This window comes from Ramlibacter sp. (assembly GCF_035554825.1).
Lineage (GTDB): Bacteria > Pseudomonadota > Gammaproteobacteria > Burkholderiales > Burkholderiaceae_C > Ramlibacter.
This window is the reverse complement of the sequence record NZ_DATMHS010000104.1, coordinates 25247-42486: the sequence shown is the minus strand read 5'-3', so window position 1 is coordinate 42486 and position 17240 is coordinate 25247. Positions and strand designations below refer to the sequence as shown.

Annotated in this window: 20 protein-coding genes; 8 read left to right on the top strand and 12 right to left on the bottom strand. The window is 71.3% G+C overall.

Features of this window, described 5'->3' with window-relative positions:
* Nucleotides 1–1800 (bottom strand): catalase (locus VNT59_RS12950; RefSeq protein WP_325498825.1); only part of this gene is annotated, 1800 nt, incomplete at its 3' end.
* Between the two features lie 88 nt (nucleotides 1801–1888).
* The gene (locus VNT59_RS12945) at nucleotides 1889–2011 is read right to left on the bottom strand and encodes a hypothetical protein (protein WP_325498824.1); all 123 of its coding nucleotides are present in this window, start codon (nucleotides 2009–2011) and stop codon (nucleotides 1889–1891) included.
* Between the two features lie 222 nt (nucleotides 2012–2233).
* Between VNT59_RS12945 and VNT59_RS12940 the strand changes: the two genes are divergently transcribed.
* Nucleotides 2234–2539 carry a hypothetical protein gene (locus VNT59_RS12940; protein ID WP_325498823.1) on the top strand — a complete coding sequence of 102 codons (306 nt, stop codon included), beginning with the start codon at nucleotides 2234–2236 and terminating at the stop codon, nucleotides 2537–2539.
* Here VNT59_RS12940 and rpe read toward each other — a convergent pair.
* Nucleotides 2529–3212 carry a ribulose-phosphate 3-epimerase gene (gene rpe / locus VNT59_RS12935; protein WP_325498822.1) on the bottom strand — a complete coding sequence of 228 codons (684 nt, stop codon included), beginning with the start codon at nucleotides 3210–3212 and terminating at the stop codon, nucleotides 2529–2531. The two genes, VNT59_RS12940 and rpe, sit on opposite strands and share 11 nt — an antisense overlap.
* 40 nt (nucleotides 3213–3252) lie before the next feature.
* On the opposite strand from rpe, the gene apaG reads away from it, so the two are divergent.
* The 7 genes from apaG to VNT59_RS12900 all read left to right on the top strand — a co-directional run bounded on the left by apaG (nucleotide 3253) and on the right by VNT59_RS12900 (nucleotide 8746).
* Complete coding sequence (gene apaG, locus VNT59_RS12930) at nucleotides 3253–3633, top strand: Co2+/Mg2+ efflux protein ApaG (RefSeq protein ID WP_325498821.1); 381 nt, start codon at nucleotides 3253–3255, stop codon at nucleotides 3631–3633.
* Nucleotides 3634–3732: 99 nt separating this feature from the next.
* Nucleotides 3733–4992 (top strand): cation:proton antiporter, encoded by a 1260-nt coding sequence (locus VNT59_RS12925; RefSeq protein WP_325498820.1) that lies wholly within the window; start codon nucleotides 3733–3735, stop codon nucleotides 4990–4992.
* Nucleotides 4985–6145, top strand: a complete 1161-nt coding sequence (locus VNT59_RS12920; protein WP_325498819.1) for a YbdK family carboxylate-amine ligase — start codon at nucleotides 4985–4987, stop codon at nucleotides 6143–6145. The genes VNT59_RS12925 and VNT59_RS12920 overlap by 8 nt, the downstream gene beginning before the upstream one ends.
* Nucleotides 6146–6171: 26 nt before the next feature.
* Complete coding sequence (thiL, locus tag VNT59_RS12915) at nucleotides 6172–7128, top strand: thiamine-phosphate kinase (RefSeq protein ID WP_325498818.1); 957 nt, start codon at nucleotides 6172–6174, stop codon at nucleotides 7126–7128.
* 57 nt (nucleotides 7129–7185) lie between these two features.
* The gene (locus VNT59_RS12910; protein WP_325498817.1) at nucleotides 7186–7755 is read left to right on the top strand and encodes a thermonuclease family protein; all 570 of its coding nucleotides are present in this window, start codon (nucleotides 7186–7188) and stop codon (nucleotides 7753–7755) included.
* Nucleotides 7752–8282, top strand: a complete 531-nt coding sequence (locus VNT59_RS12905; protein WP_325498816.1) for a phosphatidylglycerophosphatase A — start codon at nucleotides 7752–7754, stop codon at nucleotides 8280–8282. Before VNT59_RS12910 ends, VNT59_RS12905 begins: the two co-directional genes overlap by 4 nt.
* Nucleotides 8279–8746 (top strand): CinA family protein, encoded by a 468-nt coding sequence (locus VNT59_RS12900; RefSeq protein ID WP_325498815.1) that lies wholly within the window; start codon nucleotides 8279–8281, stop codon nucleotides 8744–8746. Before VNT59_RS12905 ends, VNT59_RS12900 begins: the two co-directional genes overlap by 4 nt.
* Here the strand turns inward: VNT59_RS12900 and VNT59_RS12895 are convergent.
* The 9 genes from VNT59_RS12895 to argS all read right to left on the bottom strand — a co-directional run bounded on the left by VNT59_RS12895 (nucleotide 8743) and on the right by argS (nucleotide 17208).
* Complete coding sequence (locus VNT59_RS12895) at nucleotides 8743–9318, bottom strand: NAD(P)H-dependent oxidoreductase (protein ID WP_325498814.1); 576 nt, start codon at nucleotides 9316–9318, stop codon at nucleotides 8743–8745. The genes VNT59_RS12900 and VNT59_RS12895 overlap by 4 nt on opposite strands.
* A 65-nt stretch (nucleotides 9319–9383) precedes the next feature.
* Nucleotides 9384–9806, bottom strand: a complete 423-nt coding sequence (locus VNT59_RS12890; RefSeq protein WP_325498813.1) for a PIN domain-containing protein — start codon at nucleotides 9804–9806, stop codon at nucleotides 9384–9386.
* The gene (locus VNT59_RS12885; protein ID WP_325498812.1) at nucleotides 9799–11019 is read right to left on the bottom strand and encodes a THUMP domain-containing class I SAM-dependent RNA methyltransferase; all 1221 of its coding nucleotides are present in this window, start codon (nucleotides 11017–11019) and stop codon (nucleotides 9799–9801) included. The genes VNT59_RS12890 and VNT59_RS12885 overlap by 8 nt, the downstream gene beginning before the upstream one ends.
* A gap of 11 nt (nucleotides 11020–11030) precedes the next feature.
* A complete protein-coding gene (locus VNT59_RS12880) occupies nucleotides 11031–12581 on the bottom strand; it encodes an RNA polymerase factor sigma-54 (protein WP_325498811.1) in 1551 nt (516 codons plus the stop codon).
* Nucleotides 12582–12627: 46 nt separating this feature from the next.
* A complete protein-coding gene (gene lptB / locus VNT59_RS12875) occupies nucleotides 12628–13419 on the bottom strand; it encodes an LPS export ABC transporter ATP-binding protein (protein WP_325498810.1) in 792 nt (263 codons plus the stop codon).
* Nucleotides 13416–14042 (bottom strand): lipopolysaccharide transport periplasmic protein LptA, encoded by a 627-nt coding sequence (gene lptA, locus VNT59_RS12870; protein WP_325498809.1) that lies wholly within the window; start codon nucleotides 14040–14042, stop codon nucleotides 13416–13418. Before lptA ends, lptB begins: the two co-directional genes overlap by 4 nt.
* A gap of 134 nt (nucleotides 14043–14176) precedes the next feature.
* Nucleotides 14177–14830, bottom strand: coding sequence for a thiol:disulfide interchange protein DsbA/DsbL (locus VNT59_RS12865; protein WP_325498808.1), 654 nt, complete (start codon nucleotides 14828–14830; stop codon nucleotides 14177–14179).
* A 58-nt stretch (nucleotides 14831–14888) separates the two neighbouring features.
* Nucleotides 14889–15509, bottom strand: coding sequence for an SPOR domain-containing protein (locus tag VNT59_RS12860; RefSeq protein WP_325498807.1), 621 nt, complete (start codon nucleotides 15507–15509; stop codon nucleotides 14889–14891).
* A 25-nt stretch (nucleotides 15510–15534) separates the two neighbouring features.
* Nucleotides 15535–17208, bottom strand: a complete 1674-nt coding sequence (argS, locus tag VNT59_RS12855; protein WP_325498806.1) for an arginine--tRNA ligase — start codon at nucleotides 17206–17208, stop codon at nucleotides 15535–15537.
* Between the last annotated feature and the right edge of the window lie 32 nt (nucleotides 17209–17240).

Here is a 17240-nt window from a genome sequence, read left to right as displayed (position 1 = left end):
GGTGGCGACGCTGCCCAGGTTGGCCGCGATGATCCGGCTGCTGGCGCCGGCGTCCTGCAGGGCCTGCTGGATCACGCGCAACGCGCCGATCTCGACGCCGCCCGCCACCAGCACGGCCACCCGCAGCGTCGCGATGCTGGCGCCGTTGCCTTCCATGCTGAGGGCGGGCGAGGTCTCCACCGGCAACTTGGCCGCCGGCACGTCGCGAAACCCAGCCCGCCCCGCCGCCGCCTTGGCGTCGGGCACCAGTCCCAGCGGCTCGGCGACCTTGCGCGCCAGCTTCGAATCGACGTGCGCCAGGTTGTCGACAACGCGCTGGCGGATCGCGGGCACCTCCACCTTCGACAACTCGTACTGGAACGCGGCGACGATGTGGTCCTTCTCGATCGGGCTCTGGCTGTTCCAGAACAGGCTGGCCTGGCCGAAGTGGTCGTCGAAGGTGGTGCTGCGGCGCCGGCTCTTCGGCGCATCGATCGCCTCCTCGGCGCTCTGGAAGCCCTGCTGGCCGCCGTCGACGCGGAACTCGGCGCCGCTGGCCAGCGAGTTGGGCTCGTAGGCCACCTGGCCCTTGTGCAGCGTCATGCGGTGCGCGCCGTCGCGCTGGAAATTGTGGAACGGGCACACGCCGCGGTTGATCGGCAGCTCCTGGTAGTTGGCGCCGCCCAGCCGCGCCATCTGGGCGTCGGTGTAGGCGAACAGCCGGCCCTGCAGCAGCGGGTCGTTGCTGAAATCGATGCCAGGCACCACGTGGCCCGGGTTGAACGCCACCTGCTCCACCTCGGCGAAGAAGTTGTCGGGGTTGCGGTTGAGCACCAGCTTGCCCACCGGCACGATCGGCGCCAGTTCCTCCGGCACCAGCTTGGTGGCATCGAGCACGTCCAGCCCCAGCGTCTGCGCCTTGGCCTCGTCGATCAGCTGCACGCCGAGCTCCCATTCGGGGAACTGGCCCTGCTCGATCGCCTCCCGCAGGTCGCGGCGGTGGAAGTCGGGATCGCGCCCGGCCAGCTTGAGCGCCTCGTCCCACAGCAGCGCGTGCTTGCCCAGCTTCGGCTTCCAGTGGAACTTCACGAAGTGCGACGCGCCTTTCGCGTTGACGAAGCGGAAGGTGTGGACGCCGAAGCCTTCCATCATCCGCCAGCTGCGCGGCAAGGCCCGATCGGACATCAGCCACATCAGCATGTGCGAGCTCTCGGGCATCAGCGACACGAAATCCCAGAAGGTGTCGTGCGCGCTCGAGGCCTGCGGCATCCCGTGGTGCGGCTCGGGCTTCCACGCATGCAGCAGGTCGGGATACTTCATCGCGTCCTGGACGAAGAACACCGGCATGCTGCCGCCCACCAGGTCGTAGTTGCCCTCACGGGTGTAGAACTTGACGGCGAAGCCGCGCACGTCGCGCACCGTGTCGGCCGATCCGGCGGCGCCGACGGCCGACGAGAAGCGCACGAACACCGGCGTGCGGGAGCCGACCTCCTGCAGGAAGTCGGCGCGCGTGTATTCGACCAGCGACTTGGTCAGCTCGAAGTAGCCGTGCGCGCCGGCGCCGCGGGCATTGACCGCCCGCTCGGGAATGCGCTCGCGGCCCAGGTGCAGCAGCTTCTCGCGCAGGATGAAGTCTTCCAGCAGCGCCGGCCCGCGCACGCCGGCGCGCAGCGAATTGTGGTTGTCCGGGACGACCACGCCGTGGTCGGTGGTCAACAGGTTTTCCGGTCCCTGGCTGAAAGACTCCAGCTGTTTCTGCTTGGCCGCGAGCGCCTCGCTCGCCTTCGACTTGCGCTGGGCCTCCTGCTTGGACTGTGGCATTACTGCTCCTGTGGCTCTGTTCTTGTCATGGTGGCGGCCGCCCGCGCTCGCCGCACTGGCGGCCGTGGCGGTGCGGCGAAGGAAGGTGTCAGCCCGCGTCCAGGTCGAGCGCGGCCTCGAGCATGCTGGCGAGCGCGGCCAGGGCCACCGCACCCGCGACGCCGGCGGCGCACCACACCAGCCATTCCGGCAATCCGACGAACAGGTCCATCACATCTCCCATGCTGCGAGTCCGATCAGCTTAGGCAAGCTCATGTGGAAACCCCGTAGTGAGCGGACGGGCGGGCGTGTCGGGTCCTGCCATCTCTTGGAGTAGGACGGCTCCCACAGCGGCGTGGCGGCACCCCGGCCCGTTCCTACAGCAACTGCCGCGGGCCGTCCTACCGCGCCGGCCTGGCCGCCGCCTGAGCATCGGGGCAACAGGAGAGCAGTCATGGCCAACCGGAACGACACCTCACGGCCGCCAGGCCCCGCCAGCCCCGCCGGCAAGGCGCCCCAGGGCGAGACCCAAACGGCTCAGGGGCCGGCCCAGCAGCCGGCGCCGCGGATGCCGCACGAGCGCGACGAATCCGCCCACAGCCAGGCAGCGAGCGAACCTTCGCAGCAGCGCGCGGGCCAGCTGGCCCACGATGACGTGGCGCGCGGGTTGGTGGATACCGACAAGGGGCCGGTGATCGAGGAGGCCTACCGGAAAAGCCGCGACAGCGCGGCCGACCGCGAGCGCAAGTTCAGGCCTTGAGCGCGGCGCGCATGGCGCCGATCACCCTGGCGTAATCCGGCTGGCCGAAGATGGCGCTGCCGGCGACGAAGGTGTCGGCGCCGGCGGCGGCCACCCGGGCGATGTTGTCGGTCTTGATGCCGCCGTCCACTTCGAGGCGGATGTCCTTGCCGCAGGCATCGATGCGGCGGCGCGCGTCGGCCACCTTGCGCAGCGCCGATTCGATGAAGCCCTGGCCGCCGAAGCCGGGGTTGACGCTCATGATCAGGATCAGGTCCAGGTCCTCGATCATCCAGTCCAGCACGTCCAGCGGCGTGGCCGGGTTGAACACCAGCCCGGCCTTGCAGCCGGCGGCCTTGATCGCCTGCACGCTGCGATGCACGTGGCCCGATGCTTCGGGGTGGAAACTGATGTAGTCGGCGCCGGCCTGGGCGAACGCCTGCGCCAGCGCATCGACCGGCTGCACCATCAGGTGCACGTCCACCGGCACCGCCGCCCCCTGGGCCGTCACCGCATGAGGCTTGAGCGCGGCACAGACCATCGGGCCGAAGGTGAGGTTCGGCACGTAATGGTTGTCCATCACGTCGAAGTGGATCCAGTCGGCGCCGGCCGCGATCACGCTGCGCACCTCCTCGCCCAGTCGGGCGAAATCGGCCGAGAGGATGGAAGGCGCGATGCGGCAGGTGCTGGTCATGCCCGGATTCTCGCAAATCGCCGACGCGGTACCATGCGCCATGGCCAAGTACCGCTTCCGCGTCGACGTCGAACCGCAGTACCTGCCGGACCAGTCGGCACCGGCGCAGGGCGTCTACAGCTTCGCCTACATGATCACCATCACCAACAGCGGCGAGGTGCCGGCGCAGCTGATCTCGCGCCACTGGATCATCGTGGACGCCGCCGGCGACACCCAGGAAGTCAAGGGGCTGGGCGTGGTCGGCCACCAGCCGCTGCTCAAGCCCGGCGAAGCGTTCCAGTACACCAGCGGCTGCCGCCTGCGCACGCCGACCGGCACGATGCAGGGCAGCTACTTCTGCGTCGCCGAGGACGGCGAGCGCTTCGAGGTCGACGTCCCGCTGTTCGTGCTGGACGACGGCAGCCACCGCGTCCTCCACTGAGGGACCGAGGCGCGTTCGCGCGCAAGCTCTGCCTTCGCGCCCCCGTCCTACATGCGCTGCCGCTGAGCCGCCGTACAGTCGCCGCGGGGGGAAACGCGAATGTCCGAACTCATGGCCATCTGGGCCGACTGGCTCAGGCCCTCCGCCGGCCTGCCCACCGTCCAGTGGGCGCTGCTGCTCGCCGTGGCGGCGGCGGCCGGCCACCTGCTGCAGCGCCATACCGGGGTGCCCAAGGTGGTGGGCTACTCGTTCATCGGGGCGCTGGCCGGCCTGGGCGGCTTTTCCGGCGCGGCCTGGCCGCTGCAGGGCATCGGCCTGTTCCTGCTGGAACTTGGCGTCGCCGTCGTGCTCTTCGAGGCCGGCGGCCGGGTGGCCCTGCGCTGGTTCCGGCACAACCCGATGGTGCTGCTGCAAAGCCTGCTCGAAGCCGTGCTGACCGCGGTGGCGGTGAGTTATGCGCTCAAATGGATGGGCGTGCCGGCCACCGTGGCCGAAGCCACCGGGCTGATCGCCATGGCCGCCTCGCCGGCGGTGCTGAGCCGGGTCGTGATGGACAGCGGCTCCTCCGGCCCGGTGACCGAGCGCGCCCTGGTGCTGTCGACCCTGAGCACCTTGTACGCGCTGACCCTGGTCAGCGCCCGCGCCGGCGTGATGCACCGGCCGCACACCAGCCTGTCGGAGACGCTCTATCCGGTGCTGGTGGTGCTGGGCGTGTCGTTCGTCGTCGGCGCCGTGCTGGCGCTGGTGCTGCGCACGGCGCTGCGCTTCATGATCCCGACCAGCGAGAACACCTCGATGCTGCTGCTCTCGCTGATCGCCGCTGCCGCGGCGATGGCCTCCCATCTGGGCGGCTCGGCGCCGCTGGCCGCGCTGCTGGGCGGAATGATCCTCAAGCAGCTCAATCCGCGGCCCTGGGCCTGGCCGCGGCAGCTGGGGACGGCGGCCTCGCTGTTGCTGATGCTGATGTTCGTGCTGGTGTCGCTGGCCGCCGCGCAGGCGCCCTGGAATCCGGCGGTGGCCGGGCTGGTCGGCGTGCTGGTGCTGGCGCGGATGGGCGCCAAGGTCGTCGGCGTCGAACTCGCCAACTGGGGCAGCGGCACCGACTGGCGGCAGGCCTTGTGGACCGCCGGCGCGATGGCGCCGATGTCGGCCGTCGCGCTGCTGCTGGTGACCCAGTTCATGGCCTCGTCGCTGACCCTCGGGCCGGTGATCGCCGGCATCGCGCTGCCGGCCATCCTGCTGATGGAGGTGCTTGGCGCGGTGATCGCCACGTTCGCGCTGTACCGCGCCGGCGAAAGCTCGGTGCCGCTGCACATGGACACACCCGCCGCCGGCCGGCCCGGGGCACTGCATGGATAGCCCGGTGGACGCCGTGCCCGCCAACACCGCCGGCGCCAGCCTGGGGCCGTTCCACCAATCGGCGGCGCTGTCGCTGGGCGTGGAGCTCGAGCTGCAGCTGGTCAACACCCACGACTACGACCTGGCGCCGTATTCCGACGAGATGCTGCGGCTGATGGCCGGGCACAAGCTGCCCGGCTCGGTGGTGCCGGAAATGACCTCGAGCATGATCGAGATCTCCACCGGCGTGTGCCAGTCGACGGCGCAGGTGGGCGACGAGCTGCGCCAGATCCGGGACGCGCTGGTGAAGTGCGCCGACAAGCTCAACATCGACGTGGTCGGCGGCGGCACCCACCCGTTCCAGCAGTGGCACGAGCGGCGCATCTACGACAAGCCGCGCTTTCGCGAACTGTCGGCGCTGTACGGCTACCTGTCCAAGCAGTTCACGATCTTCGGCCAGCACGTGCACGTGGGCTGCCCCGACGCGGACAGCGCGTTGCTGATGCTGCACCGGATGTCGCGCTACATCCCCCATTTCATCGCGCTCTCGGCCTCGTCGCCGTTCGTGCAGGGGCAGGACACCCAGTTCGATTCGGCCCGCCTGAATTCGGTGTTCGCCTTCCCGATGTCGGGCCGCGCGCCGTTCACCCTGCACTGGAACGAGTTCGAGCACTTCTTCGCCAAGACCACCCGCACCGGCGTCGTCAAGAGCATGAAGGACTTCTACTGGGACATCCGGCCCAAGCCCGAGTACGGCACGATCGAGATCCGCGTCTTCGACACGCCGCTGACGGTCGAACGCGCGGTGGCGCTGGCCGGCTTCGTGCAGTGCCTGGCCTCCTGGTTCCTCGAGGAGCAGCCGTTCCTGCCGGTCGAGGACGACTACATGGTCTACACGTACAACCGCTTCCAGGCCTGCCGGTTCGGCCTGGACGCCGTCTACGTCGAGCCCGCGACCGGCCAGCACCTGCCGCTGCGCGATCACATCCTGGAGACCTTGCAGCGCATCGCCGGCCACGCGGTGCGGCTGGGCGCGACCGGCTCGATGGCGCTGCTGGCGGACGACGCCGCCCGCGCCAGCAACGACGCCCGCTGGCTGCGCGAGCGCCACGCCCGCGAGCGGCTGCTGGCGGAAGTGGTGCGCCAGGCCGCGCTGCGCTTCCGCACCGCCTGAGGCTGCGCCGGAGCGACAATCCGGGCGTGGGTGAATTCGATCTCATCGACCGCTACTTCAAGCGCCCGGCCACGCGCAACCCGCTCGGGGTGGGCGACGACTGCGCGCTGCTGGGGCTCGCGCCCGGCATGCAGCTCGCGGTCTCGTGCGACATGCTGGTGGAGGGCCGGCACTTCCTGTCGACCATCGATCCGCGCAAGCTGGGGCACAAGTCGCTGGCCGTCAACCTCAGCGACCTGGCGGCCTGCGGCGCCGAGCCGCTGGCGTTCACGCTGGCGCTCGCGCTGCCGCAGGCGGACGATGCGTGGCTGGAGCCGTTCTCGCGCGGCCTGCTGGCACTGGCCGACCAGCACGGCTGCGAGCTGGTCGGCGGCGACACCACCCGCGGCCCGCTCAACATCTGCGTGACGGTCTTCGGCCAGGTCCCGCCGGGGCAGGCGCTGCTGCGCTCGGGGGCGCGCCCGGGCGATGACATCTACGCCAGCGGCACGCTGGGCGACGCGCGGCTGGCGCTGGAGGTGTTCCGCGGCACGCTGGCGCTGCCGCCCGAGCTGTTCACGGCGGCGCGCACCCGGCTCGAGCAGCCCACGCCCCGGGTGGCGCTCGGCGTCGCGCTGCGCGGCGTGGCCACGGCGGCGATCGACGTCAGCGACGGCCTGGCCGGCGACCTGGGGCATGTGCTCGACCAGTCGGCCGTCGGCGCGCGGATCGAGGCCGAGGCGCTGCTGCAGCTGATGGCAGCGCCGGCCGGCGCGGTCGCCGCCGAGCACCGGCTCGAGTGCGTGCTGGCCGGCGGCGACGACTATGAGCTGGCGTTCACGGCCCCGCCGCAGCGGCGCCAGGCGGTGGCCGCTGCCGCGGCGATCGCCGGCGTGCGGGTGACGCGGATCGGGCGGATCGAAGCGGAGCCGGGCCTGCGGGTGGTCGACGCGGCCGGCGATCCGATGCCGCAGCGCTTCGCCTCTTTCGACCACTTTGCCTGAGGCCGGCGCGCCGGCGGTCGGCGCCGGCGCCGTGCCGGCCGTTGCTGCAGGATGAACTTGACCTGCCCGCTCCTGCTCCTGCGCCCGCTCCTGCGCCTGCTCCTGCTGGCAGCGGCGCTGGCGGCGCCGGGGCTGGCCGGCGCGCGCGGCTTCCAGGGCGAGGTCACGCACGTCACCGATGGCGACTCGCTGTGGGTGCGGCCCGAGGCCGGCGGCACGCCGCGCGCGGTGCGGCTGCAGGGCATCGACGCGCCGGAGATCTGCCAGCCGTTCGGCCGCGAGGCGCGCGACGCGCTCGCGGCCCGGGTGCTGCACCGGCGGGTGACCGTGCAGCCGCGGGCGCGCGATCGCTACGAGCGGCTGCTGGCGCGGGTCAGCGCCGGCAGCGACGACCTCGGCGGCTGGCTGGTGGCACGCGGCTACGCCTGGTCCGACGGCTACCGCGGCGGCGGCCCCTACGCCCGCCAGCAGGCGCACGCGATGGCCCAGCGGCTGGGCCTGTGGCACGGCGGCGGTGCGCAGCGGCCGCGCGATTTTCGGCGCCGCCACGGCAGTTGCACGCCGCATCGAGGCGCATCGCGTCGTTACCATTGCCCCATGCCAGCGCCCTCCACCTGCCCGCCATGAGCGCCCCGATCCATCCATTGCCATCGGCGCCGGTGCTGCGGCCGACGTTCGGCTTCATGCGCGCGCACCCGGCCCACGTGATCGCGCTCGGCTTCGGCTCGGGCCTGTCGCCGGTCGCGCCAGGCACCGTCGGCACCTTGTTCGGGTGGCTGACCTATCTGTGGCTGCAGAGCTGGCTGTCGGCTGCCGGCATCGGCTGGGTGATCGCCGCCGCGCTGCCGCTCGGCTGGTGGGCCTGCAGCGTCACGGCGGGCAGCATGCGCGTGCTGGACCCGGGCCACATCGTGTGGGACGAAGTCGTCGCCTTCTGGATCGTGCTGTGGCTCGTGATGCCCGCCGGCTGGTGGGGGCAGCTCGCCGCCTTCGCCCTCTTTCGGCTGTTCGACACCGTCAAGCCCGGCCCGGTGGCCTGGGCCGACGGGCTCTTCCACGGCTTCGGCTGGCGCGGCGGCTTCGGCATCATGCTGGACGACCTGGTGGCGGCGCTGTGCACCCTGCTCGTTATCGCCGCGTGGAGATTCTGGTGAGCCGGGTGGAGGAACTCGCGGCGCTGCTGCTCGCCAGGGGCTGGCTGCTCGCCACCGCGGAGAGCTGTACCGGCGGCATGATCGCCGCCGCCTGCACCGACCTCGCCGGCTCCAGCGCCTGGTTCGAGCGGGGCTTCGTCACCTACTCCAATGCCGCCAAGACCGACCTGCTGGGCGTGTCCGAGGCCCTGCTGCGGCAACACGGCGCGGTGAGCGAGGCGACGGTGCGCGCGATGGCCGAAGGTGCCGTCGCGCACTCGCGGGCCCAGGTGAGCGTGGCGGTGACCGGCGTCGCCGGGCCGACCGGCGGCAGCACGGACAAGCCGGTGGGCACCGTCTGGTTCGGCTTCGTGGTCGGCGGCCGGCTCACCAGCGAGCGGCAGCGCTTCGACGGCGACCGCGCCGCGGTCCGCGCCGCCACCGTGCGCCACGCCCTGGACGGCCTGCTGGCGCGGCTGCGCTAAGCCGGAGCGCCCTGCGGCACGCGCACCGTGCGCAGCGCCCGGCTCCAGGCGAGCAGCTGGTCCAGCAGCGTGTTCAGCGCCCGCTCGTGCATCGCGGCCGGCTTGAAGGTGCTGAAGTTCTCGAAATCGGTGAACAGCGACAGCATGACCTGGGCGCGGACGTCGGCCACCATCAGCTCGCCCATCACCAGACGCAGGCTCTCGACGGCGCGGCAGCCGCCCGCGCTGCCGTAGCTGACGAAGCCCGCCGCCTTGTTGTTCCACTCCTTGTAGAGGAAGTCGATCGCGTTCTTCAGCGCCGCCGAGGTGCCGTGGTTGTACTCGGGCGTGACGAAGACGAAGCCGTCGAACGAGTCGATCTTGGCGGCCCACGCCTTGGTATGGGGCTGGCTGTACTTGCCCTGCGACGGCGGCACTGCCTCGTCGAGCAACGGCAGGTTGAAGTCCTTGATGTCGACCAGCTCGTACTGCGCGTCGGTGCGCTTGCCGGCGATGCCGTGGACCCAGCGGGCAACGGCTTCGCCATTGCGGCCGGGCCGGGTGCTGCCGAGGATGATGGCGATGCGGATCATGGAATGCTCCTGGAAATGCGGTGCTGCGCCGCGGGAACGCGGCGCCGGCCAACGAGTGTCCCCGATCAGGTGCCGCTGGGGCTGTAGGAAGCGGACGGCAATGCCGTCGCCGCGTGCACCCGCAGCGCGGCGAGGCGGCGGCGCAGCGCGAGCACGGCCGCGTCCTTGCTGAGCAGCATGCAGCCGTGGTGCACGGCCAGGTCGATGAAGCACTGGTCATCCGGATCGCTGCAGGTGACCGGCGCCGGGGCGGCCGGCGCGACCAGCTCGGCCAGTGCGTCGAATCGCGCCAGCACGGCGCCGGGGTCCAGGTCCAGCGTTCGCAGCCGCGCCGCGATCTGCGGGTAGCCCAGCACGCGCGCCAGCTCGTCGCGCATCGCGGCCGTGGCCAGCCAGCGCAGGCGGCCGGCGGTCAGCCCCTCGTCGAGCGGGACCGCGGCGGCGTCGCCAAACACCAGCAGGTCCAGCACGACGTTGGTGTCAAGCACCAGGTTCTGCATCCCTGGCGCGGGCCGAGCCCTTGACCATGTCGAAGCGGAACAGCCGGCACTCGATCGGGCCGTTCCACATCGGCACCCGGCGCGACTCCTTCAGCCGCATGCGGGTGGGCAGCTTGAAGTCCGGCGTCAGCACCCAGGCGGTCCAGCCTGGATAGTGGCGCTTCCAGTGGGTCGCCAGCTGGCTGAAGAAATCGCCGCCGTCGTCGACCTGCGCCCGCTCGCGCCCACCCTGGCTGCGGCCGGCGACACCGGCGGTCTCGATGCGCTCGCCGTAGGGCGGATTCACCAGCAACACGCCGGGCAGCTCGGTCGGCGGCATCCGCTGCAGCGCGTCGCCGCCGCGCAGCTGCACGGCGTGCGCCACGCCGGCGCGGGCCGCGTTGCGCTGCGCGAAATCGACCATCCGGAACGCGACGTCGCTGCCGAAGACCGGTGCCGTGGGGGCGTGCTGCCGGGCCCGCGCCTCAGCCAGCAGGGCCTGCCACACATGGGACTGGAACGGCAGCAGCTGCTCGAAGCCGAAGCGGCGCAGCTGGCCCGGCGCGATGCCGCACGCGACCTGCGCCGCCTCGATGGCGATGGTGCCGCTGCCGCAGCAGGGGTCGTACAGCGGCACCGCCGCGTCCCAGCCGCTGGCGGCGATCATCGCCGCGGCCAGCGTTTCCTTCAGCGGCGCCTCGCCCTTGTCCTCGCGCCAGCCGCGCTTGAACAGCGGCTCGCCCGACGTGTCGATGTAGAGCGTGGCGGCGTCGCTGGTCAGGTGCGCGTAGATGCGCACGTCCGGCCGCAGCGTGTCGACGTCGGGCCGGGCGCCGCCGCGCTCGCGGAAGCGGTCGGCGACGGCGTCCTTGATCTTCAGCGCCGCGAAGTTGAGGCTCTTGAGCGGGCTGTGCTGCGCCGTGACCTCGACCTTGAAGGTCTGGCGCGTGGCGAACCAGATCTCCCAGGCCACGGCGGCGGCCGCCTCGTAGAGATCGTGCTCGCTGCGGTACGGCGTGTGCGAGAGCTGCACCAGCACGCGCTGGGCGAGCCGGCTGTGCAGGTTCAGCAGCATGGCATCGCGCCAGGAAGCGCGCAGCACGACGCCGCCGCGTCCGGTGAGCAGGTCGTCGCCGGCGAGGCCGGTGAGGCGGTGCACCTCGTCGGCGAGGAAACCCTCGACGCCGGCGGCGCACGGCAGGAACAGTTGCAGCTGGTTCATTCGGATCGGGATTACAGGGCCTTGCGCAGGCTGGCCGGGGCGATCCGCAACGCTTCGCGGTACTTGGCGACCGTGCGGCGCGCGCACTCGATCCCCTGCTCCTTGAGCATGTCGGAGATCTGGCTGTCGGACAACGGCTTCTTCAGGTTCTCGGCGGCGATGAACTGGCGGATCAGCGCGCGCACCGCGGTGCTCGACGCGTTGCCGCCGGTCTCGGTGCCCAGCGCCGAGCCGAAGAAGTACTTCAGCTCGAAGGTGCCGTAGGGCGTGGCCATGTACTTGGCCGTGGTGACGCGGCTGATGGTGGACTCGTGCAGCCCCAGCTCGTCGGCGATCTCGCGCAGCACCAGCGGCCGCATCGCCAGCTCGCCGTGCACGAAGAAGTTTTTCTGGCGCTCGACGATGGCGGTGGCCACCCGCAGGATGGTGTCGAAGCGCTGCTGGATGTTCTTGATGAACCAGCGCGCCTCCTGCAGCCGCTGCTGCAGCGCCTGGTGGCCCTCGCCGCGGTGCGTGCGCAGCGCCGTGGCGTAGACGTCGTGCACCCGCAGCCGCGGCATCACGTCCGGATTGAGCTGGACGCGAAAGCGCGCCTGCCCGCCGCGGCCGACCTTGGTCACCAGCACGTCGGGCACGACGATGTTGCGCTCGACGTTGCCGAAGCGCCGCCCCGGCTTGGGCTCCAGCCGCACGATCAGGCCGATCGCCGCCTTCAGGTGGGCCTCGCTCTCGCCGCACAGCTGCGCCAGCCGCCTGACGTCGCGGCGGGCCAGCAGCTCCATCGGCTGGGCGACGATCTTGAGCGCGGCCCGCCGCGCCGGACAGCCGGCGTCGTCCACGGCCTGCAGCTGCAGCGACAGGCATTCGGCCAGCGAGCGGGCGCCGACCCCGGCCGGGTCGAGGTTCTGCAGCAGCCGCAGGGCGACCGTGAACCGATGCACCAGCTCCTCCTGCTGCTCGAGGTCGGTGCCGGCCAGTTCGGCGGCCAGCGCTTCGAGCGGCTCCTCGAGGTAGCCGTCGTCGTTGAGCGAGTCGATCAGGAAGTCGAGCACGCAGCGGTCCTCGTCGCACAGCCGCAGCGACGCCGCCTGGCGATGCAGATGCGATTGCAGCGTTTCGTCGCTCGACGCCAGGTCGGTTGCCTCGACCTCGTCGTCGCTGGCGCCGCCGGCCGGCCGCGGCGCGCCGTCGCCGCCGCCCCATTCGCCGTCGTCGGCCACCATCTCGGTGCTGCCGTCGCCTTCCCAGCCCGGGGCCTCGGCGTCGGCCGCCGGCAGCGGATCGGCCTCGCCGAAGCTGTCGTCGCCCGCGGCGCCGCTGTCATGGGGGAATTCGATCTCGCGTTCGTGCTCGCGCAGCGCCGTTTCGGCCGCGGCCGCGGCCTCGACTTCCGCGCGGCTGGGCTCGTCCGGGTTGGGCTCGAGGAACGGGTTTTCGTCGAGCATCTGCTCGACTTCCTGGGCCAGCTCCAGCGTCGACAGCTGCAGCAGCCGGATCGACTGCTGCAGCTGCGGCGTGAGCGCCAGGTGCTGCGAAACCCGCAGCGAAAGACCCTGCTTCATGGCGCGGCTGGCGCGGCGCCGGGGCCGGACGTGACGGACATCATGCTCACATCCGGAAATGCTCGCCGAGGTAGACCCGGCGCACGTCGGCGTTGTTCACGATCTCGGAAGGCGTGCCCTGCGCCAGCACTTCGCCGTCGCTGATGATGTAGGCGTGGTCGCAGATACCCAGCGTCTCGCGCACGTTGTGGTCGGTGATCAGCACGCCGATGCCGCGCGACTTCAGGAAGCCGATGATCCGCTGGATCTCGATCACGGCGATCGGGTCGATCCCGGCGAACGGCTCGTCCAGCAGGATGAAGCGCGGCTGCGTGGCCAGGGCGCGGGCGATCTCGACCCGGCGCCGCTCGCCGCCGGACAGCGCCAGCGCCGGCGAGTCGCGCAGGTGGTCCACGCGCAGGTCCTGCAGCAGCGCCGTCAGGCGCTCGTCGATCTCGGGCCGCGCGAGCGGCCGCCCGTCCGGGTGGCGCTGCAGTTCCAGCACCGCGCGCACGTTCTCCTGCACGTTCAGCTTGCGGAAGATCGACGCCTCCTGCGGCAGGTAGGACAGCCCCAGCCGCGAGCGGCGATGGATCGGCATGTGTTCGACCGAGCGGCCGTCGATCGAGATCTCGCCGGCGTCGGCGCGGACCAGCCCCACGATCATGTAGAAGGAGGTGGTCTTGCCGGCGCCGTTGGGACCGAGCAGCCCCACCACCTCGCCCTTGGCGACGTCGAGCGAAACGTCTTTGACCACCCGGCGGCTGCCGTAGGTCTTCTGCAGGTGGCGCACCTCCAGCCGGCTGGCGTCGGCGGCCGGCGCCGCCGCGCGGGCCGCCGGCTGCACCTGCAGCGTCACTTCTTGCCCCCGTCCAGCGTCATGCTGGGCCGCAGGCTGGCCGGCGGCGCCGCGGGGGCGGCGGCAGCCGGCGCGGATGCGCCCGTGCGCGGCGCCAGCACGGCCCGCACCCGGCCGCCGGGCGCCGCGCTGGCGGGGCCGCCGTCGACCGAGAAGGTGTCGCTGCTGTTGTCGTAGGTGATCACGCTGCCGACCATCTCGTCCGAGAGCATCGGCCCGCGGAAGCGCCGCAGCTCCGCGCGCTTGACGAAGCGCACCCGGTCGGCCTTGCCGTCGTATTCGATGGATTCGCCCTCGCCCTCGATGAACTCGTCGACGCCCTCGCGCTTCTGGCGGTAGAACGCGAGCTTGCCCGGCTCGGCCGTGACCAGCCCGTGCTGGTAGCCCTCCGCGTCCTGGCGCACGTCCACCCGCGCGCCGCGGATCACGATCGTGCCCTTGGTGATCACCACCCGGCCGGTGAAGACGCTGGTCTGGTTCAGGTCGTCGTAGCGCAGGGCGTCGGCCTCGACGTTCATCGGCTTGTTGCGGTCGGCCTTTTCGGCCCATGCCGCGGCGCCCGGCAGCGCCAGCGCCAGGGCGATCAGCAGGGCGGCGGGCGGTGAATGGAGTGGTGTCGGCACAGGCTGGTCCCCGCGGCTGGGTGCGGCCGCATGCAAAGGCATGAATCTTGCTGGCATTGTACCCAGCGCCGCGCCGCGGCGGCCCATCGCGGGCACTTGCCCGGGCCCCGCAGCGGGCCGATGGACCGGCGGGTTCAGCGCGTCTTGCGGGCGGCGCCGATCAGGAACTCGGCCACCTGCAACAGCCGGTCCATGCTGCCGGCCAGCGTGCCGTCGGTGTAGTAGCGGCCGGCGACGCCGATCGAGGGCACGCCCTGCACCTTGTACGCGGTTTGCAGCTGGGTGGCGCGGCGCACCTTGGTGGCCACCGAGAAGGAGTTGTACAACTCCTTGAACTTCGCCGCATCCAGGCCCTGCTTGCCGGCCCAGGCCAGGATCAGGTCTTCGCGGCTCAGGTTCTCGTGGTTGGCGTGGACCGCCTGGAACACCTTGCCGTGCAGGTCGTCGACGCGGCCCAGCGCTTCCAGGGTGTAGTACAGGCGCTGCTCGGGGACGAAGTCGTCGCGGAAGGCCACCGGCACCCGCTTGACGACGACCTCGGCCGGCTGGCGCTTGGCCCACGGGGCGAAGCGTGGCTCGAAGGCATTGCAGTGCGGACAGCCGTACCAGAAGAACTCGATGACCTCGATCTTGCCCGCCGGCGCGTCGACGCCGACCTGCTTGTCGAGGGTGATGTACTCGATGCCTTCCTGCGGCTGCTTTGCCTGCGCCAGCGCGGCGCCGGGCAGACCGCTCGCCACGCCGGCCAGCGCGGCCGCGGCGGCCACGGAAAAATCGCGTCGATCCATCGCATTCACTCCTTGCTGCACCCAGTCAGAGGCCGGCCGGCCGTGGAAGGTTCCGGCGTCAGCGCTGCACGCGCACCAGGGCGGTCTCGAAGCCGCCCGACTCCAGCTTTTCCTTCTGGCGGTCGGCGTCTTCCTTGCGGTCGAACGGGCCGACCCGCACGCGAAACACCTGCCGGCCGGACTGCTCGCGCTCGGTGACCTTGGCGTCGATCCCCATCAGCGACAGCTTGGCGCGCTGCGCCTCCGCGTCCTCGGGAGTGCGGAAGGCGCCCGCCTGCACGAAATAGAAGAAGGGGTCGGCCGCGGCGGCGCCGCCCGAGCGCGCCGCCGCGAACTCGCCCAGCGGGTCGGCCGGCTTGGCCTTGGCGGCCGGCTCGCGCGCGGGCGCCGGAACGGTCGCGACCGGCGCGGCGGGCGCGGGCGCCCCGGACGCCGCGACGGCCGGCGCCGGCGGCAGCGGCTTGGCCGGATTGCGGCCGTAGAGCGGCGCGTTGGGATCCCAGTCCCGGTTCTTGCGGGTTTCGGCGGCGTCCTGCTCCGCCGAACGCGCGGTGCCGCGATTGAGGAACGGCACCGGCACCTTGGTCACGTACACCGCCACCGCCAGGGCCGCGGCGAGGCCGATCACCACGCCGATGATGATCCCCACGATGATGGAGCCGCGCTGACTTTGTTTCACTGCTGATTTCCTGCCCGCGAGGGGCTCACATTTTGCTGGGCGCCGAGACGCCGAGCATGGCCAGGCCATTGTGCAATACCTGCGCGGCGGCGGCGACCAGCGCCAGCCGCGCCCGCTTGACGGGCTCGTCGTCCACCAGGATGCGCTCGGCATCATAGTAGCTGTGATAGGTGGCCGCGAGCTCGCGCAGGTAGAAGGTGATGTCGTGCGGCGCGAAGTCCGCGGCCGCGGCGGCAAGCATCTCGGGATAGCGCGCCAGCTGCAGCATCAGGGCCTGCGCCTGCGCGCTTTGAAGCGGCGACAGGTCCGCGTCCTTCAGGCTCGCCGCATCGCCGCCCCACGCCGCCAGCACCGAGCAGATGCGGGCATGCGCGTACTGCACGTAGTAGACCGGGTTGTCGTTGTTCTGCGCCAGCGCCAGGTCGATGTCGAACACGTATTCGGTGTCGGGCTTGCGCGAGAGCAGGAAGAAGCGCACCGCGTCCTTGCTGGTCCATTCGATCAGGTCGCGCAGCGTCACGTAGCTGCCGGCGCGCTTGGAGATCTTCACTTCCTCGCCGCCGCGCATCACCCGCACCATGGTGTGCAGCACGTAGTCGGGGTAGCCGGCCGGAATCCCGGCGCCCACGGCCTGCAGGCCGGCGCGCACCCGGGCGATGGTGCCGTGGTGGTCGGTGCCCTGGATGTTGACCACCTTGCCGAAGCCGCGCTCCCACTTGCTCACGTGGTAGGCGACGTCGGGCACGAAGTAGGTGTAGGTGCCGTCGCCCTTGCGCATGACGCGGTCCTTGTCGTCGCCGTACTCGGTCGACTTCAGCCACAGCGCGCCGTCGTGCTCGTAGGTCTTGCCGGCGTCGCGCAGCTTCTGCACGACGGCGTCGACCTTGCCGCTGGTGTACAGGCTCGACTCCAGGTAGTAGTGGTCGAAGCGCACGTCGAAGGCGCGCAGGTCCAGGTCCTGCTCGTGGCGCAGGTAGGCCACGGCAAACAGCCGCATGCCGTCCAGGTCGTCGACGTCGCCGGACGCGGTGAACTCGCGGTCGTCGGAACGCACGGTCTTGCCGGCCATGAAGTCGGCGGCGATCTCGGCGATGTATTCGCCGTTGTAGGCCGCTTCGGGCCACTGCGGGTCGCCCGGCTTGAAGCCGCGGGCGCGCAGCTGCACGCTGTTGGCGAGCGTGCCGATCTGCACGCCCGCGTCGTTGTAGTAGAACTCGCGCCAGACGCTCCAGCCCTGCGCCGCATACAGGTTGCAGATGGCGTCGCCCAGCGCCGCCTGCCGGCCGTGGCCCACGTGCAGCGGCCCGGTGGGATTGGCGGAGACGAACTCCACCATCATGCGCCGCCCATTGGACGGCTGCCGGCCGAAGCCGTCGGCGGCCGCCAGCACCTCGCGCACGATCTGCTGCTTGGCGGCCGGCTGCAGCCGGATGTTCAGGAAGCCGGGGCCGGCGATCTCGATCGCCTCGACCCATTGCGCATACGGCGCGCTGGCCAGCAGCGCGGCGCGCAGTTCCTCGGCCACCTGGCGCGGATTGCGTTTGAGCGGCTTGGCCAGCTGCATCGCCGCGGTGCAGGCGAGGTCGCCGTGGGCGGCGACCTTGGGCGACTCGAAGACGGCCTTGTCTCCGGCGCCGGGAAGGAGTTTCTCCAGCTCCGCGGCGAGGCTGCGAAGCAGGTCTTGTTTGACAAGGAGCATCGGGGGATTTTACGGGCCGGCCCGTCCCCGGC

Excerpts from the sequence above, each read along its gene's own strand:
- VNT59_RS12945 (WP_325498824.1), bottom strand. The coding sequence starts at position 2,011 with ATGGACCTGTTCGTCGGATTGCCGGAATGGCTGGTGTGGTGCGCCGCC.
- VNT59_RS12940 (WP_325498823.1), top strand. The coding sequence starts at position 2,234 with ATGGCCAACCGGAACGACACCTCACGGCCGCCAGGCCCCGCCAGCCCC.
- rpe (WP_325498822.1), bottom strand. The coding sequence starts at position 3,212 with ATGACCAGCACCTGCCGCATCGCGCCTTCCATCCTCTCGGCCGATTTC.
- apaG (WP_325498821.1), top strand. The coding sequence starts at position 3,253 with ATGGCCAAGTACCGCTTCCGCGTCGACGTCGAACCGCAGTACCTGCCG.
- VNT59_RS12925 (WP_325498820.1), top strand. The coding sequence starts at position 3,733 with ATGTCCGAACTCATGGCCATCTGGGCCGACTGGCTCAGGCCCTCCGCC.
- VNT59_RS12920 (WP_325498819.1), top strand. The coding sequence starts at position 4,985 with ATGGATAGCCCGGTGGACGCCGTGCCCGCCAACACCGCCGGCGCCAGC.
- VNT59_RS12905 (WP_325498816.1), top strand. The coding sequence starts at position 7,752 with ATGAGCGCCCCGATCCATCCATTGCCATCGGCGCCGGTGCTGCGGCCG.
- VNT59_RS12895 (WP_325498814.1), bottom strand. The coding sequence starts at position 9,318 with ATGATCCGCATCGCCATCATCCTCGGCAGCACCCGGCCCGGCCGCAAT.
- VNT59_RS12885 (WP_325498812.1), bottom strand. The coding sequence starts at position 11,019 with ATGAACCAGCTGCAACTGTTCCTGCCGTGCGCCGCCGGCGTCGAGGGT.
- VNT59_RS12880 (WP_325498811.1), bottom strand. The coding sequence starts at position 12,581 with ATGAAGCAGGGTCTTTCGCTGCGGGTTTCGCAGCACCTGGCGCTCACG.
- VNT59_RS12865 (WP_325498808.1), bottom strand. The coding sequence starts at position 14,830 with ATGGATCGACGCGATTTTTCCGTGGCCGCCGCGGCCGCGCTGGCCGGC.
- argS (WP_325498806.1), bottom strand. The coding sequence starts at position 17,208 with ATGCTCCTTGTCAAACAAGACCTGCTTCGCAGCCTCGCCGCGGAGCTG.